We start from the raw sequence: 25,422 nt of genomic DNA, 5'->3' as shown, positions 1-25,422 counted from the left end.
TTCACAAATACTTATATATGAACAATCTAAATCCCACCTTTGAATATCAAACCTAAAACTGCCATCACTATTGCACTGATAACAATTCGTAAAATCCATGTGGTATTTAGACTGATTTTTTCTAATTGCTGATTGATGGTAGAAATATCTTTTTCGTTTATCGTTGTACGAGTTTCTAAATTACGAATATCTCGCATGATTTCTTTTTGCTCTGCTTTTAGGCTGTCGATTTTTACATATACGTCTTCCATGCATTCACATCCCTTTTGAAATCTTAATAAAACAATCTCTATATACTATGAGACAAACCTTTTCTGAGTGAATGCATAAAAATTTTTATACAAAAGCCCTATTTTATACAAAATAAAAAAGCCTGCTTATGCACGCTTAATCTGTAATAGCTAAATTAAAAAGCTCATCGCAATATGAATGACATTTCCATTTTGAACACCATTCAAGAAAATTCCACCATCACTTTTAACTGTAACTTCACAAACTGTTGGTCCATTGCCATATGCAAGTGCTGGGAAAGCAATACTTTGTACAGGGCGAAATCCAGCGGGAAGGGTTGCAAATACTGTTGTATTTGCTAGATATTTAACTGATCCAATGACAGATATTTGTTCCCCACTTCTCTTGTACTTCAAAATTCTATCAGGAACATTCTCTACCCCAGTTGTAGGAAGGTTAATCCAACCTGTATCATTTGCTTGTCTAATTGTCCCATCAGTTCGAAATTCTACTCTTTTAGACCAATCCCAAGTATCCCCTTGAGAAACTGTGGATGGAGCAAAAATCAGCTCTCCCTGCGCCCCTTTGTGAATTACTGTCTTATAAGAGCGACTACCTAATACAATTGCATTATCGCTCTTAAATTCCAGTAATCCATTTATGATGTCGCCAGCTTTTTTTAGAAGATTATCAGCAAAAACATTGAATACCCCAGTAGGTGATTTATCAAGCAACACTTTATTATTTTTCCAGTCTTTTAAATAGAATTGACCATCCGAGGCTCCTACAAGACCGATATCTAATAACTTATCCTCACTATTGAATCCAACTCCGATATTGGAACCGGGCGTTGGTCTCATTGTTAGATAACCAGTCATTATCCCCCCTGATCGCTTTACAACATCCATTTTATCAACCGCTTGTTGCAAAGCATCTATCTGTTTCTTGAGCTTATCGAACTCTGAAATATAGTTTTCTATTTTAATGTTTCCTTCTTTTACATCCCGTCTTAATGTAATCCGAATGTCTGGTGTACTCATTCGTTCTGTACTTTTTTCCATAACAAAATAAGCTGTCCAATCATCCGATGTGGAAACAGCTTGCGAGGACAATGTGTATGAAAATACGCCATTCTTTGCATCAACTATTTGGGCATCATCCCGGACGAACAGTCCGACTTGATTAATCGCTTCGTACTTCACTGCATACCCTGTTAAATCAACAAGTTGCCCCTTTTCTCTTACATTTACAGTAATCTTCAATCCGTTTTTATCATTTTGCCTCGAACGAATTGTTTTGGTAAACACAGGATCTGCTAAATCTATAATAATTTCCTCATTTCGCATGACTACACCTCTCTCTAACTATTCCTTTTCACGCGTCTAGGCGGTCTTCTTTGGCGTTTTACTTTGTTCCTGTGTTTTATATTCCCTTTAGGCTTTATCGGTTCTACTTCTTCGAATTTAGCCGTAGTTTTAGTTACATGCTCTTGAAATGCACTTGTTAATTGTGAAAGCATTCCGTATAAGCCTACACCATTTTCCTCTGATTCTTTTGGAATAACTAAACCATAATGTGTAGGAATTGCCTCTGTAGTAATTGTCGGCTCTCCTTCTTTACAATTCATACGCATTTCATAAAGTTTTGGAATATCGGTTTTCAAATTGTACTGTTTAATCTCCCATCCCATTACCTTTTCAAGTAAACTGGATGTAACAGGTCGGATATTGGTTTTATATGTTTCTTTCGAAGAAACTTTGAAGTCCGAAGCAATTACTCCTTGATAATAGGATCCAAGAGCTGTCTTGATTTGAATATAACCGTTTTCGTAACCTGAATTTCGTATCATCGCATTTGGAAGTATGATATCTGTATCTCCTCCAGATGAAACCCCGATACTCGCAATCCAACTTTCATTGCGATAAAAACGGAACTGATCTTTGACTTTAAATCTCATATCACTTTGCGCATTTAAAACAATCGTTTTGTCAGCATCAAGCATGGCATTCCCTGTTTGCGAAAAATATAAAGAAGCTGCATTCAAGTATCCATTGCCCTCAAGTCCTTTTGTAATTCCAATTCCACCAGACTTAACACTTGCATCTGAAAATTGATACAACATGATAGCGCCGTTTGCACCTGTTTGATCCGAGTCACCACCTAGAATAAAAGTGGGCTGTATTTCACCCCTACTATTTTTGTAATACCCAATAAAGGCTCTTACTTTCGAGGATTCATAAAGACGAATAAATTGTTTAGAGATATTTACAAAATTAGCCGAATTAGATGTTTTCAAAGTCGAACCTGTTATTTCTCCGCCTTGCACCAGATTTCCACTCAACGTACCTGCAGTAATAAAATCCGCAACAATTCTTCCATCACTTGTAATAGCAGTTCCATATGGGCCATTCACACCTGTGGAAGAATACCCTAATCCATTCAAGTTCCATTGCCAAACCTTTTTCGCACTCTTTTCATCTTTCGTGTCCATAATTAAAACACGATCTGGATAAAAACGAACATGTCCTCCGAATCCTGAATTAATAAGACTTGTAGCATTTGCTTTTGCTGCATCCAAAATAGAACTTGGCATATTGGATAACTCTTCTTGTACCAGATCAACCCTACCGGAAACGTCCGTAAAGGATTCTTTGAAGTTACCAATGGTTATATCCAGATACTCTTTTTTTATTGGATCATATTTATAAGCAATTACCTTCGCCTTTATATTAATACCATCTTCTTGATGCTCAACCGTAACTGTATCTGCCATATAAACACTCTGTAAATGCTTATAATCCTTATACTCTTCCGTTTGTGATAACTCCTGAAACTTAACGTTATAACTTGCTTTAGGCTGATCAACCTTTTGAATAGCAAACATATCCTTAGCTGCCTGGCGTAATAACCTATATGCTTCTTCTAACGGAACTGCATCTTCATCGTCAGCATTTTCACCAATAGCTGCTTTAATATGTTTAAATTCAACCACTTTAATTTTAGGATGAGGATACTTATTTATAAGTGGGCTATCCACATACTTTTCAGGAAGAAATAACCCATCAAAACCTTGTGGCATGATTCTAGTTATGGGACTTTTCCAATCCACATTACCTTCATATCCTAATAAATCTTTCTTATGACGAATAACTACCCCGCGATCCATACCACGATTTTGTAGCATCTTCACATCAAAATTATCTCGTTTTAATTCGCCACCCCAACGATTAACAAATGAATTGTCTTGACTAGAATCCAATAATGCTTCCACAGGATTTTTACGGACAATACGTGCACTGGCTATCTTTGGTACATCTGAATAAAACTGAAAAGGATGCTTATATTGGCATCCTGCTGACATACGATTCATTGCTCCATTACCATTTGTTGCTTCAGCAAAAATGTCTTCAATTAGATTTTCAGTTAAGTCATAAAAAATGTGATAACATTGTGCTGTAATCTCACCCATACTGACTTTAGGCGCTGCCACTCGAAATAGTTGTTCGCCATCAGGAGTTGGAACTTTAATAATGCTCATTCCCTCTATTTCCAGACCATGCGGCGCAAACAATGGATAACTAAATGAAAATAAAAATAAACCATTGAGTTCTTCCTCAACAGTTGCGTTATAAATATTTTTATCTAAAGCCCCTATACCATTGTGTGTAAAATCAGTTTCATTTGGTTTATACAAAGTAATCATTTATATCTCCACCTAGGTCGAATTTCCATAAATTGAATTGCACCTGACCACTCTATTGTATTTTCTCCTACGTTGAATATAGGGAACTGCCCACCCATTTTATTATTCATTGATATGGTATCGGTATATGCTTCAAGTATTTCTGAGTCTATGACAACAGAACCATTCACATCTTTTATTTGAAAAGAGACGTCATTGATTGTTATACGGAAATTACCGTTTCCCACAATCCAAAACTTAGGATCAGATTCAATTGTACCTGAATTATAAATTACACCAGGTTTGGTGAGCTTTAGATTTACATCCTCTGTATATTCAAAGGGATCTAGTGTGAAATCCACCTCAAATTCACCATGCTCCTCAATTTCAGTTGTGATGTCTCCCATTTCAACATGCTTAATCTTCCGATGTACATCGTCATCTGTGAAAAAAAGTGTTTTCCCTTGTAATAACCAAGGTTTTGCACGTCTTATGAAAGGTTTAATATTTTCCCTTTCCAACATATTAAATTTCACCTTAAAAGGGACATTTTCATATGTCCCTTTCTTTGTAAGTGAACCATGTCGTCCTGGTATTTCTATATGTTCTACCTTTTGTTTTGCGGTTGGAATCACTGGACGACCTACTAAACCTAATCCGTAACTGCTTGCTAATTCATTATCGATTCCTATATCCAACAATTAAGTCGTCCTCCCTATTCCTATTTTTGAATTACGTCCTTTTTGAGCCAGTGCATCATCTATTTTTCCGACCATGCGGTCGATATCACGATCCTCCCTTACTGAAGGATTATAAATATTAATTACAGTTGGTTCAGTAGACATCGTTGCTGCAATCCCTTCACCAATCGCGCCTAATGTTTTTTTATTCAACGGTAAAACCGCTTCATTTCCAGCTTCTCCTGCACCTTGTAACTGACCATTACTCATACCGAAAATTGTAGGTCTAGTAAAAATACCGCCTTTTGCACGCCATTGTACACCAATGCCAGATGGATACGTAATGTCTTTCCCTAAAATGTTTTTCGTGCTAGTTTCTAAACTAAAATGCGGCATTTTAGGCATTTCCGGTTTCGGAATCTTTAATTTCAAATCACTGAAAAATCCTTTGATTTTATCAATGAATCCCTTCACTTTATCCACCGCATCTTTTATCGGGTCAATGATAAACCTCTTTGCTGCATCAAACTTTTCTTGAGCTGCATTTTTGACTGAATCAAATTTTTCCCGTGCTGTGTTGTACATATCATTAAATTTCTCTTTTGCAGAATTATAAGCTGAAATAACAGGATCAATGATATATTTATAAACTAGATTCCATGCCGTAAGTGTATAAGATTGGATTTTGGCCCAGTTACCTAGTATCCAATTCGCTAAATCATTCAATTTTTCTTTCGTTGCATTCCACAATTCCTGAACAGGCTGAATGACATATTGTTTTATTAGATTCCACGCTGAAAGTGTATAAGATTTCGCTGTTTCCCACTGTGAACTTAACCAAGAAATCAAATCACTGAATTTTTCTTTTGTTGTACTCCAAGCTTCTTGGACTGGCTGAACGATATATTGCTTAAATAATCCCCACGCAACTTGCGCCACAGCTTTTGCAATTTCCCATTGTGTACCTAACCAATCAACCAATTCACCAATTTGTTTACTCACCCAATCATACGCTTCTTGAATTGGTTGAATAATATATTGAGATATGGCCGCCCAAGCGATTTGTGCTCCAGCTTGTATTAATAACCATCCAGCCTCAAGAACTGTAGAAATCAAAGAAATAATTGGATCTAAAACCGTAACAATAGTATTCCAAGTTTCTTGCCAAGCTGTCTTTAATTGATCCCAAATAGAAGTTGCCGTTTCAACAATACCCGTCCATAAATCAGTGAAAAATTGACCTATAGGTTCAAAGAACTCATTTACCATATTTAAAAAATCTGACCAGGCTCCAGAAAAGTAATCAACTGTGGCAGACCAACCATCACTGCATGCCTGAACTATACCTGACCACAATTCACCAAACCAATCTTTAAATTGTGACCATTTTTCAGAAAGCCAATCTGTTATGGCACCCCAGTTTTTTATTAACATGATAATACCAGTTATCACCAAGGAAACTGCTGCGATGGTAGCTATTACAGGTAAAAACGCCAGATTCAATGCACCAAATGAAACAGCTAGAGCTGCTACAATTGGAGTTAGAATAATAAACGCCGCACTCAATGCACCCATCACGATTAAAAGCGTTTGATCGGCTTCGGACAATTTACTAAACCAATCCATTACAGCTTTAACTCCATCAACAATTGGAGGTAAAATATCTTTCGCTAATTCTGCAAATTTCTTTCCAAGTGGCTCTAACGCAGCCTGTGTTTCTCTTAGTGCTTTTTGAAATTGCTGCCCCAAAGATTCTTCCTGAAGTTTCTTCATTTCATCCATACGTCCAGTTACATCACCAAGACCACCATGTACATTATTTAAACTAAGTACAGCTTCAGCGCCCATGTCTTCCCATTTCACGCCAAATAAAGCAACACCAATCTGGTTTGCTTTTACTTTGTCATCCATCTTTTGAAGATCACCTAACACAACATTAAAAACATCCGCTGCAGTTCCCTTACCTTCATTGAATGACTTCCATACTTTTTGTGTCTCTTCAGATAAATCGCCGAATCCTTCTGATACACCTTTCGAACCATCTTGTACACGGATACCAAATTCTTTCACCAGGTCATTGATATAGTCTAAGTTATACGAACCACTTTTTGTTCCATTTGCTAAAATCGTAAACATTTCTTGAGCACTAAAACCACCTTGTTTGAATAAAGGTGCATATTCAGAGAGGTTATCAAATAACTCATCTGAATAATTAAGACCTTCTTGAGCACCGGCAGCAAGTAAATCAAATGTTTCTTGTGTAGATAAACCAAATTGACTCATTAACTGCCCTGCACCTCGAGTGGCTTCATTTAAGTCTACATCGTAAATTTTTGCTAATGTTAAAACATCCTCCGATGCCATTTGGAGCTCATCATATGGAACATCTCTCATGTTTTGATAGACTTTTATAAGTGCATTGTCTACCTCTTCAAGATTTTCACCAAAACCTTTTTTCCAAGTATCAACAGCAATCTTTTGAAGGTTTTCGGCACCTTTTCCAGTCAATCCTAATGAAGCTTGAATTTTCCTCTGTGATCCATCAAACTCTATTGCTGTATTTACAATCGACTTTCCCATTTCAATTAACTTTTCAGATATTCCTTGTAGAACTTCAGCGGCTTCCATTAAATTGTTCATATCAAGTTTCTTACTGATTTCCGCCATACCATCCGCCGCTTGTGAACCACTTCGCCCAACACTCTGTAAGGAGTTTTCGAATTGCTTTAACGTCGTTTTTGCTTGGTTTAATTTAGCTTCAAGTTGCTGCACTTCAGTAGAATTCTCACCATACACACGCTTTGCGGCACTTAATTGTTGTTCTAAGTTGTGAACAACCCTATCCGTCATTTCCATTTGCTGACGTAGTTGTTTCTGCGCTAATTCCAATTTATCCGCTTCACTAGCATTTTGACCTAGTTCAGCATTTTGAAGTTTGAATGAGCTTGTCAAACGCTTCTGTCCAGCTTCAAGTTTCTTAGAATTCTCTTGTAAATCCAGTAAAGTTCCGCGTGCTTCCCTCGCTTCAATCGCTTGCTCGGAAAGGCCTTCATTCACTCTTTTCATTGCATTATCAAGAGAAGTTTCAGCACGTTCTGCATCTAGCAATTTACCGTACATTTTATTGAGTTGTTCAGCGGTTGTACTTGTGTCCTTGGACATCGCTTGATATTCAGAACGCAACATAGCTGTACGTTTCTTGGCTGCTTCCATTTGAATTTCAAGCTTCTTCTTTTCAGCAAGAAGTTTATCAGTCATCGTCGCATCTTGGCCCATTGCTGCAATATGATTTTTATATTCTTTCGCTGCATTATTCATAACCATATTGATTTGTTTCAATGTATTTGCATACTGAACCTGACCATCCATTTTAAAATTAAGGACGACATTCCTTTCTTTACTATTCCCTGGCATTTTCTCACCTCATTTCTTATAGGAATGGTGTTTGATCTAGCGTGTAGATTTGTTTTGGTGTCTGCTCATGTAATGCATCCGGATTGTTGTATCTGAGATGCATGATGAATTGCTTTAAAAAATGTGCAGGTGTGATTTTCCAGAAGTCATCCATACTTAAACCAAGCAACGTATTACCGACATAAAAATAAAAATCCCAGTCCAATTCGGACTGAGATTCCTCGTTTTTAGTCAGTATGTTTTTTACTTTTTTTCTTGCTTCAGCTTCTCCATATCAGAATTCTGGAAAGTTTGGCCACTGAAGATCTCGTATACAACGATGAAGATGTCAGGTAAATCATTCATAGGAATGGCACCTTTAATTTCATCTAATGTACATTCCGTACCACCACTACGTACCATCGCATAAATTAATGCACGCATCAATTTCGCTTCATTTTCTCCCAGGCTAAATTGACCTTTAGCTAACATATCATTCATTTCTTTTTCAAATTCATGATAAGGTGTTCCAAATGCTTCTTCCACATAAGGAAAAGATTCAAAAGTAAAAATAACAGGGATTGAGACACCTTGTATCTTAATGCTATTTCTAGTTATATTTACATTTACTAAATCACTTAAACGTGCCATAATTACCCTCCTTATTTACCTGTTTGAGTCGTTCCACCTAGCTGCGCTAGTTGAGATTCATCACAAATTACTTGTTTTAGGAAATCTTCAGCTTTAATTTCTTTTGCCTCTGGATCACCAGTATCCAATTCAGCTTGTGTTACATCATTAAATAACAATGGATCTGCTGTAATTGTGTAAGCAATGTCATCCACAGTCATTTCATCACCTTGTGTTTTCCAAGATTCCTCTACTGGAGCAACTGTACATTTTGGGTACCAACGTAATATTTTTGTTCCATCATTTAAAGGGAATACAACCCCTACTGCGAACTTTGGATACGCCTTCGCCTTCGCTGTTTCAAAAGACACACCTTTTTTACGTGTTTTTGCAAAGATTTTATCTTTTACTTCACGATTTAGACCAGCAAGGTTAAAAGCTAATCCAAACGCTGTATTTTTGACAATGTTAATAATTTTTTTGTTAGATGCCCACTTTGTAAAATTAGTAGAAGTAGTGGAAATCGTTAAATCAGAAATATTCGTTTGTCTATAAACAATATCCTCATAAGTTGGTAGTGCACTAGAAGTTTCATTTCCCTTCATCAAGCACAGATATAAATCTTCAATCCCTACGGAATATTGAATTTCTTTATTTTCAATTGTCATGTGTCTCATCCTCACATTCTATCCATTATTTTTTGTGCCATAATATCAGCAATTTTGTCACCTTCTGCATCAAAGGTATTCTGAGAAAAATGTAGACCTTTCACTCGACCTTTTCCATTCGCTTTTTTATGGCCATGTTCAGCTAGATACCAATACCATGCTGCATCTTCGAATTCCACAGATACATGATCATTCTTTACAACGACTTTCAAGCTATTTTTTAAATGTACTCGCTTGTTCTTATCCGACATTTTAATACGCTTTTTTAATTCTGCTGCAAAATACTTGGCTGCTTCATCTAACACATCCAAACTTACTTTTTTATTCACCCGTAATAGCGTATTGATATCTTCTAAAGCTTCAGCAAAGCCATTGTTATTTGAAGCCATTACTGGATACACCTCACATACGTTATAAACTGCGTGATAGTGTCGTCATTCTCGTCATAACCCATTCCATCAAACTGAGAATAAGACACGCCTACTTCATTAAAAACAGCCTTTAATGGTTCATAATCTTTTTCAGTTCCATTTGTGATAACTGCAATTTGATAAAGTGGCATATCTTTTAGAACCTTATTAGAAGCCCTCTTATGTTGCTCATTCACAAATTCATACACAATATAAGGGTAATCTCCCCCTGTAGGAGCACTATCACGAGAAACTGGAATACCAGATTTCTTCATAAGACTTCGCAACTGTTCAAAATTAATTTGCATACGATAGTGACACCTCCATCAATCGGTCTTCTTCTTTTACATAAATGCGTTCAATGTTATAAATACGGCCACCAACTTTTACGCGATAATTCTTTTGATTGTTTTCAATGTCACGATCAATACGAACTTCAATTTTCTTTACAATTTCATTCGTATCTTTTGTTGTGAATTTATCAGTGGCCGTAACTCCAATGTTGTTATATCGAATTTTCCGTTCTAATGGATATCCCATCACAACACGGTCTGTTACTGGATCAATCGTCTCTCCTAATTTGAGTAAATCACCCATCCATTTGAGTTTATTCGTCTTCCTCTTCGGCATCATAAACCTCCTGGACAAAGAATGGTGTCAAAGCATCCAAGGCTTGTTCTAATTCTTTTTCAGCTACACGATATTCATAAAAAATACCTGCACACATAATGACCAGGTATTCCACTTCTCTTCCACATGCTTTTTTTACATATCGTTGACCTTGCTTAATATAAAAAGAGAGCATAGAATCATCCATACCCTCTTCCCAATGAATATGAGATTTTAATTTCTCAATTAAATCATCCATATTAAGCCCCAGTAGAAGCTTTTAAAACATACTTATAAACTGGAACTTCAAATGGAGAATGAATTAATTGAGCATCTAGTAAGTTCCAGATACGGAAGCCTACACGGTTTGTACGTGAGAATAACTCAACTAACTTTTGTACTTCTAGTGATCCAATAACATCTTGAATATAGAACTTAGAGAAATCACCGAAATAGAATACTGGTGTATCTGGTGAATCAGGGATATCAATTGCATCTTCTTCCTCAACAGGGAAGCCTAATAATGTATAACCAATGCCGCCCTCTGCTTGATTAAATGGACGAAGTAATGGGAAACCATCATCCGTTTTCATTGTTTCAATTTTTGTTAGTGCTGCTGTATTTAACACCCATCTTGCTTTTTTACGAATTTCTTTAACCGGTGTATTTTTCATTTTTACTAATGCATCATAGAGATTTTTTTCATCCGTTTTAAATTCAACGGCTTTCTTTGCCAATGCACCATCATTTATATTATTCGCTTCATCGCCATTCACCATATATTGCGTTTCTTTACGAACATAAGCTTTTTTCAGCTCATCCATAACAATTTGTTCAATCGGTAAACCTGTACGTGCTAATAATTTTTTCGTCACTGTAGCCAGTGCATCAAATTCCGTTGGTGATAATTCGATTTCATCGAACTCGATATCCGTTTCTGGCATTTCATTATTTGTTCGCTCATTTTTATGACCTTGTGCTTCTGCCTTTTTAACTAAAACAGGATACTTAATATTTTCTTTTGTTTTTACTCCTGTTCCTAATCGACGTAAGAAGTTTTCTTCTTGAGCATACGTAATAATTTCTTTACTCAAGAAATCTGGAATCGTAACAGAACCATTACCAGTCACTAACCCTAATGCACGGGCTTCCTTTTCATCAATATTACCAACAATGTAGTTAGCAAATACGGAACGAATTTCTGTTTCTTTGTTTGCACGATGACCTTTAGTAGAAAGAGCTGCTGCGATAGATGCTGAAATAGCTGAACGTTGTTCTTCTGACAGTTCCGTTTTTTCATTCGGATTTTCTTTTGCTGCTGGGTCTTCTTTTTTATCTGGATCTTCATCTTTCTTTTTGTCCGGATCTTCTCCTTTTTCTTCCGCTTCTAATTTTGCTAACTCATCAGTGATAGTTTGTACTTCCTTTGTTAATTCTTCTACTTCAGCTTTAATTGCTGCTAATTCTTCTGAACGAACTTCATTTTTTTCTACTTTCCCTTGTAATTCTGCTAATCGAGATTTCGTTCTTGTTAAAGATGCGTTTAAGATTTCTTTTAAATTCATGTTAATTTTCCTCCAAAACTTTTTTTATTTGTTTAATAAGATTATTTCTTTCTTCTGTATCATCTTCCACAACTGTTTTTACAGCTGCTTCTTCACTTCTCATTTCAATCATGGCTGTATTTTCGCCCCTGGTTTCAATGGAAGTAGCAACATAGGCTGGTGTCATATCTAAAATAGAAACTTCTAAGAGTTCTAATTCTTCAATAGATCGTTTTTGAACACCAGATTCGCCTTCTTCCCAGGAATCTTTTTCAGAAACAAAGCCAAATGACCAACCACGCAATTCTTTATTCCTTGCTTTCTCAATTATTTGTTCATCTGTAACTGTAGCGATGGCTCTTAAACCAATATTGTCTTCGTACAATTCCAGATTGCCATTTTCAATAGAACCAAGCTTTCTATTTTTGTTGTGATTAAAAAGCAAGTCCACATTCTTTGCTTTCTTTAACGCTTTTTCAAATGTCTTAGGAACAATTTTCTCTTTGAAATATCCCCTTGGTGAAGGCAACATTCTACTTTCCCTGTCCACAACATTTACGTAACCATCAAGTATGACTTGATTCCCTCGGACCTCAATTTTCATCATTTTCACATCCTTTCATTCCTAGAAATAGTTTTTCTGCTATCATTTGATGAGTAAGGAGGTGATCCCAATGATTTTATCTATCCAAACAGAAAAAGATTTTAAAGAAAATTTTGAGTTTGCTCACAAAACGTTAGCGTTTATTGACGAAATTGACATTGAAAATCGCGCCAAATTTCAATCCATTTCACAGATTTCTAAAACAAAGTATTTAATCCGTTTCAAAAGTTATTCTTTTCCTGGTTGTCAAGACTACAGCATAACAATTGAAGCAATATATTCGGAGAACCAATGGCTAATTTCTCTTTTGAATAAACCCGTAGATTAACAATTTTATAAAACAAATAGGGAGGCTTCTCTTGTTCTACTGAACACATCAAAATGCCATTTCCAGTCCTACAATTTCCAACTACCACATCGAACATTGTAGGACTTTTCTTATGAATTCTAATATCCATGTCTCCACAACTAACATGAATTGTATCTCCCTTCACGTTTAGTCACCTCCTTCCACTGAACCATCGGCCGCTTCTTTCTTACCGATTTCGGTTATATCATTTGAAATATAAATAGATTGTGATTCCTTTGTATTTTGTTTAGGGAACCCAAGCATATCGGCAACATTATCAGGTGAAGTAATAGCTGTACGCACAAGGTTGTAACCGATATTTGTCTTGTTGCTATAAGTGACAAAATCAAGAATATTTATCTTAAACTTAATTCGTTTCCCCGAATTTTGACCATAAAAAAGAAGACTCAAATGGTCTTCAAAATTTTTCATTATTGGTCTAACTGCCTTGTTATGGATATACATCATTGCTTTCTCAATATCTTCTTTGATTAGCTCTGTGTATGTATCCACATTTATGCCTAAATACTTACCTAAATCTTTTTTATATACATTTAGGTATGCTAGGGTCTTTTCGTCGTCTAACGGGCTTTTAAGTGTGTCTATTGAATACCCTTTTCCAAGAGGAATCATTTTTACAGACCTTGCTTCATCGATTGATTCCAGTTGATCTAAAATTGCATTGATTAATTTTGACTGCGCACCATTCTGTGGATTGATATGGGCATCTAAATTTAACAAGAATGCTAATAGTCCACCCTTTTTATATTTTTCAGTTAAAGTTTTCTCAGCTGACATAACGCCCTCAAGTGTATCTCTTCCCAAATCAAGAAGGCCTTTTCCTCTTAAATGATCTGCGCCAATATTTTTCACATGACGAATCATAAACGGAGGAATTTCGTGACCACCAATATTAAAATGCTCTACTAAATTATCATCTAACTCTGTAAATACATTTGAAGCTAAATGTATTTGAGCACCATTTAATATAGGGAACGTTTCTCCCTCGAGTAAATAAGTATTCGTCATTAATTTAATGAATTCAGATTGTGTAAGATAATCATTCGGATTCTTTAAAATACGAAGTGCAATATCATCTTTAGTTTCATTCCCAAATTCATCTTCCACAACAATATCAGCCAATACCATTTGATTACTGATGTCTTGTAACAACTCGTAAACATCGCTAGATTGTAAGATGTTTGAATCTGTAACATACACACCACCATAACGAATACTCTTTCCTAAAACATCATCAAGATAACCACGCTTTTCAGCCTTTTTAAATAAGTAATTTGAAAACCTATCCCTTAAACCCAATTTTTCACCGCCTCTCTATCGATAAATATCACCAATCAATTCATCCATACCTTCCTCTGTTATGCTATCCATAACCATCATCGTTTCTTTGTGAGCAACTAAAAAAGCCACAAATCCATCAATCTTCTTTTTGGACTGTCTCTTACTTGGTGCTTTCATTCCGTTCATATTTGTTACCACTACAACATTAAGAGCGCAATAAACAAATAAAGGATTGTCTGTAATTAAACGCTTTTCATAAATTAGTATTTCTGAATCGTCAAGCATTGCATTCATAACGTTTGGATACTGATTTACTGCAATGCATTCTAAACCGAGGTTTTCAAGCTTCTCTATTAACTTTTGGGACATTGCTGGATCATAGTTTATTTGTTGTACATCGTACAAATCCATACATTCAACGATATATTCCATAACTTGATCCTGGTCAATCATTTTCCCATCACAAAACGTAGCAAAACCACGTTCAACCATATCTGTATATGGAACGTTATCCTCTTTTTCTTTAAAATCAATATTTTCATTAGGAAGGAAATACATCTGTTTCACTTTTATAATCGACCTTCCTTCCTCATCATGTGAAGGGAAGTTTAAACTCACGCACGTTAAGTCTGTTGTTTTAGATAAGTCTAATCCTAAATAACAAATTTCACCTGTAAGATCACCTAAATCTTCCACAAGAACATGTTGTACTTGATCATGCTCAAAATAATTATCAGCACCATTTACGAAAACATTTAAATGTTTGGAAAGGAACTCAGCTTTTGAATGTGCCGACTGTTTCGCCTTTTTGAACTCAATTTCAAGTGTTTCCATTGTAACGGAAACACCAATATTCGGGTTAACCATTTCCCAAACTTTACGATCTTCCCAATCATAATTTTTATTTGGCTCCCAGATTGCAACAAACAAAGAATCGTCATCGTCATTTTCCAAAACAAATTTCGCATACTTATAAACACGCATACCGACAGATGAAGCACCCTTACCAGCTGTTGAAATATTAAGCATTATCGGTTGTTCACGAGAAATCTGCGCTGACTTCAAGTTATCATACATGTCCATATTTTCCTGTGCATGGAGCTCGTCATTTAACACAAAATAAGGGTTCTTTCCTTCAAGACCCTTCGTGTTTTTCGTTAATACTTTGAATTTATTTTGATATGCAATTCCATTGATGCTATATCGGTACATAGCACCACTAACTGTTCCATTCACACCTTTATAAATTTGTGTATGCCGTGCCAGAGGTTCGGAGTTCTCTATCGCTTGTGCAATTGGTTCAGCTGCATTTTGCGCTTGTTCATAATCTGATGCCGCACAATAACAATCCGCTCCAAGTTCAAGTTCTCCATACATAGCATAGAGCAATGCACCTGCTGCGATAATAGTTTTTCCGTTCTTCTTTGGCACTTGAACATATGATTCACGAATAACACGGACTGTTTTTCCTTTTTCGTTTTTATGATACCAACCATACATATTCGCAAAAACAAACATTTCCCAAAGCTCTAATTCCATCAATTGACCTGCAAGTGGTCCTTTAACATGACGGATGAACGATTGAACGAAATCTAACATTTCATTCGCTCGATCTACATCAAACCAAATATCTTTACGCTTTTTCCACTTCTTATAACGTTCTACAGCAAGAATGATCGACTTCGGGTACTTCTTTTTATTACGCATGACGTTATTCGCATACTTATCAGCATAGTTAACGCCTGATGTAATAATCATTGGGTTTTCCGCCATTTATTCCGATGAGCTGCTAATTCGTCTTTAGGCTCATTAGATTGAATATTCCCTGCATTTTTAGGTGTCTTTTGTACACTTTTTCCCTTATTCGTCATCCCTAGAGCTTCTAACATTTTATTCTTCTTATCATTCCAGGTTTCAACTTGTTGAGCGAGCGGATGTTTCATTTCATTTACTGCACCAGCCTTGTTTTTATGCGTTTTTGTAGGAGCAAAACCATCGGCTTTCCATTCTTCAAACATCGTTTTATAAATGATAAAAGCATCTAAATAATTATCAATTAATGGTTCTAAGGAAGGTGTGAAATTGTCATCTTCAGTCAATAATTTTATGATTCTATTTCGTTCTTCATCCCTTGCTACATCTAACATTTCAATCTTTTTCTTTTTCGACATTCGAGCCATGTTCACACCCCCCTTTATTTTTTAAAATGGTGCAACTATTTGTGTGCCCCCTACGCTACCTATCCTCCCCAGAGAGGAATTTTTAACTTTTGATAGGGGGGCTTCCAAAATAACTCGGAAAAACTTTTTTCGGTTTATCTTCATTTTCTTCGATTGTATGACAAACTGGACAAAGTAACCTTAAGTTATTTTCTTCTAATTTAAGAGTTTGGTCTTCTTTGATTGGGATTACGTGATGAACATGAGCACGCCTACCAAAGACAAACTGTCCACATCGTTGACAACATCCCTTCTCTCTTTCATATACCTTTGACCTGACAAACTTCCATGCATCAGTTCGATAGAATGATTTGTTATCATGATGGTAGATGTTCTTCTTATCTTTCTTCTTCCTTGGCTTGTTACGCTTATGTTCCCCGCAGTAACGTCCTTTGCTTATCTTGTTATGGCAGCCATTGAAGTCACAGTATTTCATGATAGTAAGTCAATGATATCTTCTTTCTTTTTAACATCAGCTGGAATCTCAATGCCTAGCTCATCAGCATACTCACGTAACTCTTTTATTGTCTTATTACTCAAGATAAGGTCTGTACCTGCTTCACCAATTGCCAACGTATCTTTAGTCAAATACCCTCCTGTTACAAATCCTTTATCAGCAATCATACTCTCAGGATTAACAGTTACTTCAAATCCTGGTTCTTCACCTGTAGGAACAAATAGACTCTTCTTCTTTTCATTATCCCAATACTCTGTACCTGATATTGTTTTTCTTGTTTCAGTAATCAATTAGATTCACACTCCTTATAATTATTTTCTTTCTTCCAAGTCTCGAACTCTTCTTTAGCAAGACCCAAACCTTTATCTAACCATTGCAACTGTATCTTGTTTTGTTCCACAATCTCAGAGCTAGTTTTAATTGTTACTACAATCTGTTCTCTTCTAGCCTCTTGTTCTTTAATCCACGCATCCATTTGCTTTACATATATCTCATCTGGACTCATTTACTTAACACCATCCTTTTTAAATGCAACACGTTTGCGCTTATCTTTACCTAGATAACCTCAAGAACTCACTCATACCATCTACAACCTCTTTATCGTTTTCAATAAGCCTACCTTTGACATAGATATCTCCATTACTTTTCAAAGTTACAATCTCTTGTTCACCAACTTTTAAAATGATACTGTCATGTGAAGTATCTCTTGCCAACTTATTTAAATCTCCATTATGAAATATAAGACTCATCTCTACACCACCTATGTAATTTTTTGCATAATAAAAAGCACCCGTTTTGGATGCTTTTTATAGTTTGAATTTTTCTACTGTATCTGTTAGCTCAACTGCTATTCCTAATAAGCTTTTTTTCGTTCCTGTTTCTGCTTCTTTCTTTTTAATAAGCCACTCTGGATAATTTAATTCTTCCAGTAGATTTCTGAAATGTTTTGGATTTACTTGTAGGATATCAGGATTTTTCCCGTTAAACCTTCGATATTTCATTAGTGCTTCTAATAATTCTTCATTTAACATGAATTATAGTTCCTCCCCTTATATTCTACGTTTATAACTATTCATTACTGTCTACAATGATTCCTGTAAATGATTCCATTTCTTATATAGTTTAAAAGGAGGCTGTTATGAAATTCTTAAAAATACTACTTATTCTCTTTGTTTTTATCATTCTTACATGGTTTTGGTTTCCTAAATAAAAAAGAGCAACCGTGCACCAGTTGCCCTTTCATCAATTCTTTATGTTATTACTATAAACTCTTTTTGCAATAGTTAACATGAACTGAAGTGAACTTAACATTTTGTTAACTTAACTTCTGAGCATATTCAATCATACGCTTTATTTGCGCGTGTTTATTATAGATATAGCGCGGACTATAATGTAACTCTTCAGCAAGCTTTTCCAATGTTTTGCCCTCCACATACTTACCATACATGATCTTGTGTTCCAAACCATGGAATGTACTAATTACCTTTTTGAAATCAAACATGTCATTCATTTTTAAAGCTAATTCATGTTCACGAGTAGCAATACGATCTTCTAGTTTCGCTCCTTCTGATTCAGCTGTTAAACGTACTTCCCACAAATCACCACCAGCCCAGCGTTTTAATTCTCGTTTACTTCTATATAAGTCATTTTCCAAATAAATGATTTCATCTTCTAATTTTTGATAATCCTTTAGCCACTCTAACATTATGTGTGCCACCTCACTTATTTTAAGATGCCAGCTTGCACAAAAATATTTCTCCATGCATTTGTAACTCTCTCCTTATCCATTGCTCTTGCGCGACGGTCAATGGCTTTTTTTATCTTCTTTTTCTTTAAGTTAGCTACATCAACACTTCCTTCTCTCTATTGTTTTAATCGAATCTTATTAAACGCTATTTACAGCCTGAATGAGCGGTTTTAGCACTTCCTAGACTTATTGTATTCTCAATTAAAAACAAGCCTTTTCTTACGTGATTTTAGCATCCCATTCATTCGAACTGTTGTTCTTTGACTAGCACCTCACGCAAGTCATTAATCGTTATATCCTTCTCAATTAAATCTTCCTCTTGTACATGGCAATTACGAACTTTTTCAACTGCTTTTTCCATTGTTTCCGCTTCAACAACTGCTTCATACATTTTCATTTGAGTAAAGGTAATATTGAATGTTTTCATTTCGTTCTCCCTTTCTATTCAAATATCTATTTTGTTTGGCTTTTCGACTATTCAAATGCCTGTTTCTCACACTCTTTACACGCTACAATGTCACCCGACTCATCAAATTGATAAATAGACTTTTCTTCAATATCCTTATTTAAAAAGCAAATGTCACAATTGAATTGCTGTTTCTTATCCACTAATTCGTCATTGATTTTCTTAGTCAGTTTTACAGTTCCAATTTCTTCATACGGTTCAACGGAATACCCTTTCTCTTGTAACATTTTCGCAATATCTTGCATATCTTTCCATGCTTCTGTACCTTGGCCAAATTTAATTGTGATTGTATTCATTTTCCATTCTCCTTTCAATATCCCGTGTGATATATGAATAATCTTTTTTATATTACAAATACTATCTACGAGTCAGCTACACTCTTTCAAAACGGAGCTTTACCCCTCCGAACTGTTTAGGCACTTGGCAGGTGATTTGGTCAATTACCTGCCATTCCGATTAAAATAGCACTTTTGTTTAGTTTTACTCTTCAAAACTTCATCATACAAACTCATAAAAGTAGTTTATTTATTGCTTGTCTGCAACTTAATATCTGGAATAATTTCTTCCGGTCTAAATAGTACTTTGTAATGGTATGCATCTTCGTATTTAGCATCTGTTTGTTCAATGAAGTAACTTACATTATCACTTAATCCAAGGTAATGTTTCTTATATTTACCATCACCAGTCTTGCAAGTTACAGTTATCTTCTTCCCATCGCCAGCGTCTAAAGCGCATAATCCTTCAATACTTAAAAGGTATTTATCAGTTATACCATTGAAGAACACTACTCTTCGTTGAACCTCAAACGAATCAGCTGATTTAGATAAATTTTGTGAAACTGTATCTGCTTCTGTACTACAACCTGCTAAACCCGTTATTGCCATAACAGACATTAAACCTGCAATTATTTTCTTTTTCATTTCCCGCTCCCCATTTCTTATAAAATTCAAATTGTATTACATTAAAAGAAGGCACGTGGTCCATACATACTCCCTTTGTTTCACTCAATCCTGTAGACCCCCATCTTTACCAAACTGAGCAGCATTTTTATTAATTTTTGTTAAGATACGGCTAATTTGAACTTGGCTACACCCTACTTCATTTGCAATGTTTTGTTGTGTCCTGTTCTGTAGACTCATATCTAATACGATGTGTTCTTTATGTGATAATTGAGATTTAAATGCCTGTATCACCATTCTATTAATCGATACATCCTCAACGTTTTCTGCTTTTTTATCCTCTAGCATGCTTTCCAAGGTTAATTCTTCATTCCCGTTAGACTGGTGTACAACTTTATTCAAGGACTGTGTACCTGGTTGATAATGTAATGCGTTGCTTACTACGGATACATCTTCATTTAGGATGCTTGCTATTTCTTCTGGAATTTCATATTCTAGGTTTTGTCTCAGAATTTTCCCCTTTATACTGTATACACTCCGTTGCACTTTCACCTTTTGATGATCTCGAATGGCTCGGCCAATTTCACCTATGATTTTAGGAACAGCATATGTTGAAAATTTACAACCATACTCAAGATCAAAATTATCCCTTGCTTTAATAAGACCTATCATCCCAAATTGAGTTAAATCCTCTATATCTAAACCCGTATCATGTTCTATACTCTTCATTTTTTTCGCATATCGTTTCCAAACACAATGATGAACAAGCCTTCCATACTTCTTCATAAATTCAGTGTCTGACATTTCTCTAACGTTAACTCCAGCTTTTACTTGGTCTCTTTCTTTAGTCATTTTTTGGATTCTCCTTCTTCAAAGTTAGGAAAGTGTTTTTCTTGTAACCTTGCAAAAGCTACCGAAAGTTCTTCTTTAGCTGAATGTTTATTGTCTTCTAACACTTTTTTAAAATCATCCAAAAAATCCCGTACTCTTTCATCAGTTTTCGCTTTAACTATTAATTTCCACAGCAACTCTTTAATACCATCAAGTATTTCTCCGCTCTTATTATTTGCCATTACCTCGCACTCCCTGCCGTAATTGGAATTTTATAACACCCTTCTCTTAACCGATCTAAAATACGTCCACCCTGTAAATGGCCCAGACGTTCCTTTAGTTCCTCATCACTACAGTTACTCGTAATAATCATTCGTCTCCACGTACTGTATCGATAATCTACAATCGTATATAAAAACTCTGCTGCAAACTCTGAAGGCTTTTCTGCTCCTAAATCATCTAGGACTAATACATCGCACTTCATGAGTAATGCCATAATTTCCGCCTTACTTTCCTTATCACTGCTAAATGTAGAGCGTATCCTATCTAACAGTTGTGTCACGTTATATACAATTACTTTAGGACCCATACTCTCTAAAGTGTGTTTAATCGAATAACAAATTCTTGTTTTTCCAGATCCGAATCCACCTTGTAAAAACAGCCCTTTTTCTTTCTTTTTTGAGATATTTTCAATAAAATATATTGCACCTTTAACTGCCTTCTCGACGCCCGCTCTCATTTCAAAGTTCTCAAGTGTAGCATCGATATATCTTTCTGGTGTTGGCATTAAATATCGATTTTGTTCTCCTCGTTGCATTCTCTTTTGTGCTGCCTCTACAACATCCTGATATCTAATTTCATCTTGTTCCGCAGATGGTTTCCTTAAGCATTTAGGACATACTGGTTGCACTTTCCCTGTAGAATTAACACCCGGTACTTTTGCACCTTTTAAATGTTTTAATAAGTAGATAGGCAACTGCATCATTGGAACGAATATTTTACAAGTTTTGCACCATGCACCCTCTTCAAGTGACATAGCCTTCATTAATTCCTCTACACTGACTGAGTTTCTCACATCTCGATCACTACTGAACACTCTTTGAAAAAGTTCTTCTCTCCCCATTTAGCACACCCCTAGAATGGCAAATCATCTTGTTCCTCTGCTTCTTTTTGGAAATGTTCCAACCGTTCCTCAGCAGACATTTCCGAATGTTGCTTTGTTTTTGGTTTGCTATTTAAGTAGCTTTCAAACTTTGTTCCAAATAGTGTTTCTGGTCTTAAATATTCATCCCATTTTGCATCTCCAAACCAATGAGATTTCTTTATGTCAATTACTTTCTTGAACTGTTCAACTTTATAGCCTTCAGCTAGTCTTGCTTTTATTAATGTTTGAGTTTTCTTAGTTGAGGTACGATAACTTTTATTACATGTAGTGTTGAGATAGTTTACTATCTCGACTATATATTCTGTAATCTCTGTAGATAGTCTCTGTGTATTCTCTGGTATTGGTCTGGTCAAATTGTCCGGTAGCACATGGTCACTTTTACCACTTCTTCTAGTCAAATTGTCCACATCGTTTACCGTTTCGAGCGAACGTAATTTATCATAATCAATGGTGTACCATTTAGTTTTATCGAATTTCATCTTGTTGTAATTACCAGTCAATAAAATCTTGGTTTCTTCTAAATTTTTCAAAATACGTCTAATTGTCTTTTCACTCCAAAACGGAAATTGTTTAGACCATTCAACAGCACTGTTATATATCCAACGTCTTTCATCATAAAAATGGTTAGAGCGATTTAACCAATAATGTATTTGTTGTAAAAAGACAGCTTCATTTAATCCAATACTCTTTGCTAACGATGGAAGAACTAATAATGGTTCTTCGTTGATGATTAATTTACTCATATAGGCACCTCTTATATTTAAGGGGCATAATCATGCCCCTCTTTTCATAAACTGGACATGTATGTTATAATTTTTCTAAGTATTTTTTCATGGGTATTTCAGTAGGGTAACTTGTTGGCGCAAGTTACTTTTTTAATTACTCTCATCATCCTCAATAACTCCTAAAATATTGCCTTCTAAATCTTCAACTGTTCTATACATAGTTAATCCCAAATCATTTTTAAAGAAATTGCTTATCTTTTCTTTCGCTTTTGGCGAACTGTCTATAAAATCCAAAATCACGTTATTTACCGCCCAATAGAAAGGCATTTCATAAGATGGGCAATCATATATACCTTTCATTCGCCCTTTTCGATGTCTATATTCCAGTCCTCTATGCAAGGCATATTCCATAAATGTTTTAAAAGTTTCTTGCTGTTTTTTTTCTTCTCGATATTCTTTATATAGCCGTTGACCTTCTATTGCATTTCCTCCAAGAAGAGCACACACCTCATCGACACTAAAATCCCAAACATGAATAATATCTATAACCTGCTTACCTATACTTAAAATTTGCTCCTTCACTCTGTTTAACACATTGTTAACTTCGTTAATGAAAAGTAGTTTTTCACTGGCACGTTTTATTTCCATAATCTCCATTAACCATTCATGCTGTTTTTGTAAACTTCTTTTGCGGTCATACAATTCGTCCATATCTTTGAAATTCGATTTTAACCATCGCTTGTACCAAGCAATTGCATTAAAGACAATCATTTTATAAGGATATTCATTCCACTCTGCACCAAAAACTTTAAAAAACTCGACTTGATTGGTCATTTTACCTTTTCCAAATGTTTCAGAAACAAAATGAATTTGATTATCATGCAGATACACACAGATGTATTCACCCTTATATTCTTTAAAAAGAAATACACTTTGTAATTGCTCCACCTGTAATTGATCAGGAACTAAACTAAGTTGTTTTGCTTTCTTTTCAATACTTCGAAACACTTCTTTGTTTGTTATCATCCCCACGTAATGGTCCTCCTCTTGTATAATTAGATCATTGGTCTCCAGCCCTCAATAAACTTTAACGCCTCATCAAAATCTTTCTTTAAAATATCCCGATAGCTATTCACATCAAATGCATCTTTTAAATTCTTACCTAACAAACCAAACAACTTACGTGTAGTGCCATGAACCTCTTTATCAACATGACCGTGTTCCCATAGGAAATAGATACGTCTACCTTTTGCCTTCTCTATTACTCGTTGCTGTCCAAAATCAATAGTTAATTGCTCTTCAATAACATGTTCTAACTTGCTAACTCGATTGTTTAAATTAGTTGCTCCTGCTGCAATTAGTTCGATTTGTCCGAATGGGTCAGTAGGGATTTCATTTTGTTTTTTTATATGTTGTTCCATTTGGTGAAATCGTTCTATGTAAGAAGCGGAAAACAATGTCCCTTTCTTACCTGTCATTTTATGAGCGATTAATTCGCAGCCTTTTTTCGTGATGTTATAGCAAAGTTTTTTTCGATTCAATGAATCTTTGTACGAACTTTCAATGAAATAATTAGTTGGGCGCAATTTTGCGCTCATCTCTTCACCATCCAAATAGCTAATGTATGTTCTGATATCTCGCAATAATTCCTTATGTTCCTTCCCTACCATCTTTGCTACTTCCAAACTTGGTAATGTCGGTTGTTCGTTTATTGGTGTTAATTGGTCCATATAAATAAACCCCTCCTCATTTTTAATAATGCTTGTCCACCCTACACACTTGGAATGACTCGTATTGAGTTCGTATGACGATGAACTAAATGTAATTCGCCATCTACCTTCTTAAAGATTAACCAGCTCTCAGGATTCAATTTGTATGATTTAAGGTGGATCTTTTCACGCTTGGTTAATTTTTTACCGTTTTTCATTTAAATTCCCCTCCAGTTACTTCGCAAATAGGTCGTCTACCGTTGTTTTAAAATGTCGTGCGAGTAATTTTGCTTCCGTAAGAGTAAAATCACGTTTCCCTTTTTCTTTTAGGTAATATGTTTGCTGGCATATATTTACCAACTTCCCAGCATCCTCTTGTGTCATACGATGTTCTCTTCGAAGAATAAATAGGTTTTTATACATCTCGCTCATCATCCTTTATAAACTTTTCAATTGGCTTGTCCAAAAAACAAACTGCTAAAGGAACTATACAAATCACAAGTGCGACTATCATCAACGAAAACGTGCTTTCCTCTATCATTTTGTTATCGCCTCCTTTCAGTTACCTTAAGAGTTTTGTTTTTTCTTTTGGTAATAATCTCGCATGTAATCGTTTCTTTTAGCTTTATTTTTCTGATACCAATTGCGATTGTAATCATTCTTAATTTCGCTTTCTTCCATATTCATTTTCTGCGCCACTTTTTTCCAATATCGTTCCTGAGTTGCTTTAACCTTTTCTTTATTAGCCGCTCTCCAGGCTCGCATGTAAGCCTTTTTTGCTTCTCGAGCAGATAAGTCTTTTTCATTATCCACACTATATACCTCCCTATACTTTGCTAGCAGCAAAGTTATTGACAGAAAACGAATTTGCTTATAGCAAAGTTTTTGTTTGTCTTTTTCTCTTTATCTTTCTTTTGTTAAACACATTGTACAATTAAATTTGCTTGTTGCAAAGTATTTTTTCTAAAAAAAATAAAAAACTTGTCTTTAAGCAAAGTTTTATTGTACATTATATATAACAAAGAGAGAAATAAACGTAAAGTTAAAAGACCTGCGGTAGTATGTCAACTGAGAAATAACAAAGTTTAAAGTTGTCAAAGGT

General features: G+C 35.4%; 38 protein-coding genes. 1 reads left to right on the top strand and 37 read right to left on the bottom strand.

The window, feature by feature from the left end; translation table 11 throughout:
* Positions 1-26 precede the first annotated feature (26 nt).
* From CQ064_RS28540 to CQ064_RS28475, 14 genes are all read right to left on the bottom strand, one after another.
* Positions 27-251, bottom strand: a complete 225-nt coding sequence (locus CQ064_RS28540) for a hemolysin XhlA family protein (protein WP_000390482.1) — start codon at positions 249-251, stop codon at positions 27-29.
* A gap of 150 nt (positions 252-401) precedes the next feature.
* Positions 402-1,577 (bottom strand): BppU family phage baseplate upper protein, encoded by a 1,176-nt coding sequence (locus CQ064_RS28535; RefSeq protein ID WP_001243323.1) that lies wholly within the window; start codon positions 1,575-1,577, stop codon positions 402-404.
* A 14-nt stretch (positions 1,578-1,591) separates the two neighbouring features.
* Positions 1,592-3,934, bottom strand: a complete 2,343-nt coding sequence (locus CQ064_RS28530; protein WP_000631942.1) for a phage tail spike protein — start codon at positions 3,932-3,934, stop codon at positions 1,592-1,594.
* The gene (locus CQ064_RS28525; RefSeq protein WP_105559720.1) at positions 3,931-4,614 is read right to left on the bottom strand and encodes a phage tail domain-containing protein; all 684 of its coding nucleotides are present in this window, start codon (positions 4,612-4,614) and stop codon (positions 3,931-3,933) included. The genes CQ064_RS28530 and CQ064_RS28525 overlap by 4 nt, the downstream gene beginning before the upstream one ends.
* Positions 4,615-8,007 (bottom strand): phage tail tape measure protein, encoded by a 3,393-nt coding sequence (locus CQ064_RS28520; protein WP_001119327.1) that lies wholly within the window; start codon positions 8,005-8,007, stop codon positions 4,615-4,617. It abuts the gene before it with no gap.
* A 16-nt stretch (positions 8,008-8,023) separates the two neighbouring features.
* A complete protein-coding gene (locus CQ064_RS33945; RefSeq protein WP_015406517.1) occupies positions 8,024-8,212 on the bottom strand; it encodes a hypothetical protein in 189 nt (62 codons plus the stop codon).
* A gap of 38 nt (positions 8,213-8,250) precedes the next feature.
* Positions 8,251-8,637 (bottom strand): hypothetical protein, encoded by a 387-nt coding sequence (locus CQ064_RS28510; RefSeq protein WP_000113340.1) that lies wholly within the window; start codon positions 8,635-8,637, stop codon positions 8,251-8,253.
* A gap of 11 nt (positions 8,638-8,648) precedes the next feature.
* Complete coding sequence (locus CQ064_RS28505; RefSeq protein ID WP_000151366.1) at positions 8,649-9,284, bottom strand: major tail protein; 636 nt, start codon at positions 9,282-9,284, stop codon at positions 8,649-8,651.
* Between the two features lie 11 nt (positions 9,285-9,295).
* A complete protein-coding gene (locus CQ064_RS28500; protein WP_000157921.1) occupies positions 9,296-9,673 on the bottom strand; it encodes an HK97 gp10 family phage protein in 378 nt (125 codons plus the stop codon).
* Positions 9,673-10,002 (bottom strand): hypothetical protein, encoded by a 330-nt coding sequence (locus CQ064_RS28495; protein WP_001166633.1) that lies wholly within the window; start codon positions 10,000-10,002, stop codon positions 9,673-9,675. The genes CQ064_RS28500 and CQ064_RS28495 overlap by 1 nt, the downstream gene beginning before the upstream one ends.
* Positions 9,992-10,324: a hypothetical protein gene (locus CQ064_RS28490; RefSeq protein ID WP_001126092.1), complete on the bottom strand. Its 333-nt coding sequence runs from the start codon at positions 10,322-10,324 to the stop codon at positions 9,992-9,994. The genes CQ064_RS28495 and CQ064_RS28490 overlap by 11 nt, the downstream gene beginning before the upstream one ends.
* Positions 10,302-10,562, bottom strand: a complete 261-nt coding sequence (locus tag CQ064_RS28485) for a head-tail connector protein (RefSeq protein WP_000342229.1) — start codon at positions 10,560-10,562, stop codon at positions 10,302-10,304. The genes CQ064_RS28490 and CQ064_RS28485 overlap by 23 nt, the downstream gene beginning before the upstream one ends.
* A 1-nt stretch (position 10,563) precedes the next feature.
* Positions 10,564-11,868: a phage major capsid protein gene (locus CQ064_RS28480; protein WP_001049344.1), complete on the bottom strand. Its 1,305-nt coding sequence runs from the start codon at positions 11,866-11,868 to the stop codon at positions 10,564-10,566.
* A 1-nt stretch (position 11,869) separates the two neighbouring features.
* On the bottom strand, positions 11,870-12,451 hold the full coding sequence (locus CQ064_RS28475) for an HK97 family phage prohead protease (protein ID WP_000687903.1): 582 nt from the start codon (positions 12,449-12,451) through the stop codon (positions 11,870-11,872).
* Positions 12,452-12,521: 70 nt separating this feature from the next.
* Between CQ064_RS28475 and CQ064_RS28470 the strand changes: the two genes are divergently transcribed.
* A complete protein-coding gene (locus tag CQ064_RS28470; RefSeq protein WP_000603760.1) occupies positions 12,522-12,779 on the top strand; it encodes a hypothetical protein in 258 nt (85 codons plus the stop codon).
* Positions 12,780-12,947: 168 nt separating this feature from the next.
* On the opposite strand, the gene CQ064_RS28460 is transcribed toward CQ064_RS28470, so the two are convergent.
* The 23 genes from CQ064_RS28460 to CQ064_RS28360 all read right to left on the bottom strand — a co-directional run bounded on the left by CQ064_RS28460 (position 12,948) and on the right by CQ064_RS28360 (position 25,133).
* A complete protein-coding gene (locus CQ064_RS28460; RefSeq protein WP_000524246.1) occupies positions 12,948-14,120 on the bottom strand; it encodes a phage portal protein in 1,173 nt (390 codons plus the stop codon).
* Between the two features lie 15 nt (positions 14,121-14,135).
* Positions 14,136-15,860: a terminase large subunit gene (locus tag CQ064_RS28455; protein WP_000587611.1), complete on the bottom strand. Its 1,725-nt coding sequence runs from the start codon at positions 15,858-15,860 to the stop codon at positions 14,136-14,138.
* Positions 15,857-16,282: a P27 family phage terminase small subunit gene (locus CQ064_RS28450; RefSeq protein WP_000113444.1), complete on the bottom strand. Its 426-nt coding sequence runs from the start codon at positions 16,280-16,282 to the stop codon at positions 15,857-15,859. Before CQ064_RS28450 ends, CQ064_RS28455 begins: the two co-directional genes overlap by 4 nt.
* An 82-nt stretch (positions 16,283-16,364) precedes the next feature.
* A complete protein-coding gene (locus tag CQ064_RS28445) occupies positions 16,365-16,757 on the bottom strand; it encodes an HNH endonuclease (RefSeq protein ID WP_000872554.1) in 393 nt (130 codons plus the stop codon).
* A complete protein-coding gene (locus CQ064_RS28440) occupies positions 16,754-17,068 on the bottom strand; it encodes a Rho termination factor N-terminal domain-containing protein (protein WP_000627440.1) in 315 nt (104 codons plus the stop codon). The genes CQ064_RS28445 and CQ064_RS28440 overlap by 4 nt, the downstream gene beginning before the upstream one ends.
* Positions 17,065-17,283 carry a hypothetical protein gene (locus tag CQ064_RS28435; protein ID WP_000074276.1) on the bottom strand — a complete coding sequence of 73 codons (219 nt, stop codon included), beginning with the start codon at positions 17,281-17,283 and terminating at the stop codon, positions 17,065-17,067. Before CQ064_RS28435 ends, CQ064_RS28440 begins: the two co-directional genes overlap by 4 nt.
* A 46-nt stretch (positions 17,284-17,329) precedes the next feature.
* The gene (locus CQ064_RS28430; RefSeq protein WP_000052395.1) at positions 17,330-17,527 is read right to left on the bottom strand and encodes a hypothetical protein; all 198 of its coding nucleotides are present in this window, start codon (positions 17,525-17,527) and stop codon (positions 17,330-17,332) included.
* Positions 17,528-17,584: 57 nt separating this feature from the next.
* A complete protein-coding gene (locus CQ064_RS28425; protein ID WP_000930965.1) occupies positions 17,585-17,809 on the bottom strand; it encodes a hypothetical protein in 225 nt (74 codons plus the stop codon).
* Between the two features lie 284 nt (positions 17,810-18,093).
* Positions 18,094-18,483, bottom strand: a complete 390-nt coding sequence (locus CQ064_RS28420; RefSeq protein ID WP_000895343.1) for a hypothetical protein — start codon at positions 18,481-18,483, stop codon at positions 18,094-18,096.
* Between the two features lie 17 nt (positions 18,484-18,500).
* Entirely contained in the window at positions 18,501-18,599 is a 99-nt protein-coding gene (locus CQ064_RS28415; protein ID WP_102981940.1) for a DUF3983 domain-containing protein, read from the bottom strand.
* A gap of 167 nt (positions 18,600-18,766) precedes the next feature.
* Positions 18,767-18,952, bottom strand: coding sequence for a hypothetical protein (locus CQ064_RS28410; protein WP_000847100.1), 186 nt, complete (start codon positions 18,950-18,952; stop codon positions 18,767-18,769).
* A 47-nt stretch (positions 18,953-18,999) separates the two neighbouring features.
* On the bottom strand, positions 19,000-19,287 hold the full coding sequence (locus tag CQ064_RS28405) for a DUF8088 domain-containing protein (protein WP_001092478.1): 288 nt from the start codon (positions 19,285-19,287) through the stop codon (positions 19,000-19,002).
* Positions 19,288-19,512: 225 nt separating this feature from the next.
* A complete protein-coding gene (locus tag CQ064_RS28400; RefSeq protein ID WP_000726820.1) occupies positions 19,513-19,911 on the bottom strand; it encodes a beta-sandwich lipoprotein in 399 nt (132 codons plus the stop codon).
* Positions 19,912-19,995: 84 nt separating this feature from the next.
* Entirely contained in the window at positions 19,996-20,742 is a 747-nt protein-coding gene (locus CQ064_RS28395) for a sigma-70 family RNA polymerase sigma factor (RefSeq protein WP_000159772.1), read from the bottom strand.
* The gene (locus CQ064_RS28390) at positions 20,739-20,963 is read right to left on the bottom strand and encodes a hypothetical protein (RefSeq protein ID WP_000002743.1); all 225 of its coding nucleotides are present in this window, start codon (positions 20,961-20,963) and stop codon (positions 20,739-20,741) included. Before CQ064_RS28390 ends, CQ064_RS28395 begins: the two co-directional genes overlap by 4 nt.
* Entirely contained in the window at positions 20,963-21,844 is an 882-nt protein-coding gene (locus CQ064_RS28385; protein ID WP_000532218.1) for an ATP-binding protein, read from the bottom strand. Before CQ064_RS28385 ends, CQ064_RS28390 begins: the two co-directional genes overlap by 1 nt.
* Before the next feature lie 11 nt (positions 21,845-21,855).
* Positions 21,856-22,629, bottom strand: a complete 774-nt coding sequence (locus CQ064_RS28380) for a conserved phage C-terminal domain-containing protein (protein ID WP_000040038.1) — start codon at positions 22,627-22,629, stop codon at positions 21,856-21,858.
* Between the two features lie 132 nt (positions 22,630-22,761).
* Entirely contained in the window at positions 22,762-23,637 is an 876-nt protein-coding gene (locus tag CQ064_RS28375) for a hypothetical protein (RefSeq protein WP_153596480.1), read from the bottom strand.
* Between the two features lie 29 nt (positions 23,638-23,666).
* Positions 23,667-24,341, bottom strand: a complete 675-nt coding sequence (locus tag CQ064_RS28370) for a Rha family transcriptional regulator (RefSeq protein ID WP_000372558.1) — start codon at positions 24,339-24,341, stop codon at positions 23,667-23,669.
* A 41-nt stretch (positions 24,342-24,382) separates the two neighbouring features.
* Positions 24,383-24,538: a DUF6906 family protein gene (locus tag CQ064_RS34470; RefSeq protein ID WP_000788368.1), complete on the bottom strand. Its 156-nt coding sequence runs from the start codon at positions 24,536-24,538 to the stop codon at positions 24,383-24,385.
* A gap of 16 nt (positions 24,539-24,554) precedes the next feature.
* Positions 24,555-24,743 carry a helix-turn-helix transcriptional regulator gene (locus CQ064_RS28365; RefSeq protein WP_000277642.1) on the bottom strand — a complete coding sequence of 63 codons (189 nt, stop codon included), beginning with the start codon at positions 24,741-24,743 and terminating at the stop codon, positions 24,555-24,557.
* Positions 24,736-24,861: a hypothetical protein gene (locus CQ064_RS34225; RefSeq protein ID WP_000568869.1), complete on the bottom strand. Its 126-nt coding sequence runs from the start codon at positions 24,859-24,861 to the stop codon at positions 24,736-24,738. Before CQ064_RS34225 ends, CQ064_RS28365 begins: the two co-directional genes overlap by 8 nt.
* A 26-nt stretch (positions 24,862-24,887) precedes the next feature.
* A complete protein-coding gene (locus CQ064_RS28360; RefSeq protein WP_000368215.1) occupies positions 24,888-25,133 on the bottom strand; it encodes a hypothetical protein in 246 nt (81 codons plus the stop codon).
* Between the last annotated feature and the right edge of the window lie 289 nt (positions 25,134-25,422).

Source organism: Bacillus sp. MYb78 (assembly GCF_002975115.1).
Taxonomy (GTDB): domain Bacteria; phylum Bacillota; class Bacilli; order Bacillales; family Bacillaceae_G; genus Bacillus_A; species Bacillus_A cereus.
The sequence above is the reverse complement of the archived record's forward strand: the minus strand, read 5'-3'. Positions and strand labels throughout refer to the sequence as shown.

Excerpts from the sequence above, each read along its gene's own strand:
- CQ064_RS28540 (WP_000390482.1), bottom strand. The coding sequence starts at position 251 with ATGGAAGACGTATATGTAAAAATCGACAGCCTAAAAGCAGAGCAAAAA.
- CQ064_RS28535 (WP_001243323.1), bottom strand. The coding sequence starts at position 1,577 with ATGCGAAATGAGGAAATTATTATAGATTTAGCAGATCCTGTGTTTACC.
- CQ064_RS28530 (WP_000631942.1), bottom strand. The coding sequence starts at position 3,934 with ATGATTACTTTGTATAAACCAAATGAAACTGATTTTACACACAATGGT.
- CQ064_RS28520 (WP_001119327.1), bottom strand. The coding sequence starts at position 8,007 with ATGCCAGGGAATAGTAAAGAAAGGAATGTCGTCCTTAATTTTAAAATG.
- CQ064_RS28510 (WP_000113340.1), bottom strand. The coding sequence starts at position 8,637 with ATGGCACGTTTAAGTGATTTAGTAAATGTAAATATAACTAGAAATAGC.
- CQ064_RS28505 (WP_000151366.1), bottom strand. The coding sequence starts at position 9,284 with ATGACAATTGAAAATAAAGAAATTCAATATTCCGTAGGGATTGAAGAT.
- CQ064_RS28500 (WP_000157921.1), bottom strand. The coding sequence starts at position 9,673 with ATGGCTTCAAATAACAATGGCTTTGCTGAAGCTTTAGAAGATATCAAT.
- CQ064_RS28495 (WP_001166633.1), bottom strand. The coding sequence starts at position 10,002 with ATGCAAATTAATTTTGAACAGTTGCGAAGTCTTATGAAGAAATCTGGT.
- CQ064_RS28490 (WP_001126092.1), bottom strand. The coding sequence starts at position 10,324 with ATGCCGAAGAGGAAGACGAATAAACTCAAATGGATGGGTGATTTACTC.
- CQ064_RS28485 (WP_000342229.1), bottom strand. The coding sequence starts at position 10,562 with ATGGATGATTTAATTGAGAAATTAAAATCTCATATTCATTGGGAAGAG.
- CQ064_RS28480 (WP_001049344.1), bottom strand. The coding sequence starts at position 11,868 with ATGAATTTAAAAGAAATCTTAAACGCATCTTTAACAAGAACGAAATCT.
- CQ064_RS28475 (WP_000687903.1), bottom strand. The coding sequence starts at position 12,451 with ATGAAAATTGAGGTCCGAGGGAATCAAGTCATACTTGATGGTTACGTA.
- CQ064_RS28470 (WP_000603760.1), top strand. The coding sequence starts at position 12,522 with ATGATTTTATCTATCCAAACAGAAAAAGATTTTAAAGAAAATTTTGAG.
- CQ064_RS28455 (WP_000587611.1), bottom strand. The coding sequence starts at position 15,860 with ATGATTATTACATCAGGCGTTAACTATGCTGATAAGTATGCGAATAAC.
- CQ064_RS28450 (WP_000113444.1), bottom strand. The coding sequence starts at position 16,282 with ATGGCTCGAATGTCGAAAAAGAAAAAGATTGAAATGTTAGATGTAGCA.
- CQ064_RS28445 (WP_000872554.1), bottom strand. The coding sequence starts at position 16,757 with ATGAAATACTGTGACTTCAATGGCTGCCATAACAAGATAAGCAAAGGA.
- CQ064_RS28435 (WP_000074276.1), bottom strand. The coding sequence starts at position 17,283 with ATGAGTCCAGATGAGATATATGTAAAGCAAATGGATGCGTGGATTAAA.
- CQ064_RS28430 (WP_000052395.1), bottom strand. The coding sequence starts at position 17,527 with ATGAGTCTTATATTTCATAATGGAGATTTAAATAAGTTGGCAAGAGAT.
- CQ064_RS28425 (WP_000930965.1), bottom strand. The coding sequence starts at position 17,809 with ATGTTAAATGAAGAATTATTAGAAGCACTAATGAAATATCGAAGGTTT.
- CQ064_RS28420 (WP_000895343.1), bottom strand. The coding sequence starts at position 18,483 with ATGTTAGAGTGGCTAAAGGATTATCAAAAATTAGAAGATGAAATCATT.
- CQ064_RS28410 (WP_000847100.1), bottom strand. The coding sequence starts at position 18,952 with ATGAAAACATTCAATATTACCTTTACTCAAATGAAAATGTATGAAGCA.
- CQ064_RS28405 (WP_001092478.1), bottom strand. The coding sequence starts at position 19,287 with ATGAATACAATCACAATTAAATTTGGCCAAGGTACAGAAGCATGGAAA.
- CQ064_RS28400 (WP_000726820.1), bottom strand. The coding sequence starts at position 19,911 with ATGAAAAAGAAAATAATTGCAGGTTTAATGTCTGTTATGGCAATAACG.
- CQ064_RS28395 (WP_000159772.1), bottom strand. The coding sequence starts at position 20,742 with ATGACTAAAGAAAGAGACCAAGTAAAAGCTGGAGTTAACGTTAGAGAA.
- CQ064_RS28390 (WP_000002743.1), bottom strand. The coding sequence starts at position 20,963 with ATGGCAAATAATAAGAGCGGAGAAATACTTGATGGTATTAAAGAGTTG.
- CQ064_RS28385 (WP_000532218.1), bottom strand. The coding sequence starts at position 21,844 with ATGGGGAGAGAAGAACTTTTTCAAAGAGTGTTCAGTAGTGATCGAGAT.
- CQ064_RS28380 (WP_000040038.1), bottom strand. The coding sequence starts at position 22,629 with ATGAGTAAATTAATCATCAACGAAGAACCATTATTAGTTCTTCCATCG.
- CQ064_RS28375 (WP_153596480.1), bottom strand. The coding sequence starts at position 23,637 with ATGATAACAAACAAAGAAGTGTTTCGAAGTATTGAAAAGAAAGCAAAA.
- CQ064_RS28370 (WP_000372558.1), bottom strand. The coding sequence starts at position 24,341 with ATGGACCAATTAACACCAATAAACGAACAACCGACATTACCAAGTTTG.
- CQ064_RS34470 (WP_000788368.1), bottom strand. The coding sequence starts at position 24,538 with ATGAAAAACGGTAAAAAATTAACCAAGCGTGAAAAGATCCACCTTAAA.
- CQ064_RS28365 (WP_000277642.1), bottom strand. The coding sequence starts at position 24,743 with ATGTATAAAAACCTATTTATTCTTCGAAGAGAACATCGTATGACACAA.
- CQ064_RS34225 (WP_000568869.1), bottom strand. The coding sequence starts at position 24,861 with ATGATAGAGGAAAGCACGTTTTCGTTGATGATAGTCGCACTTGTGATT.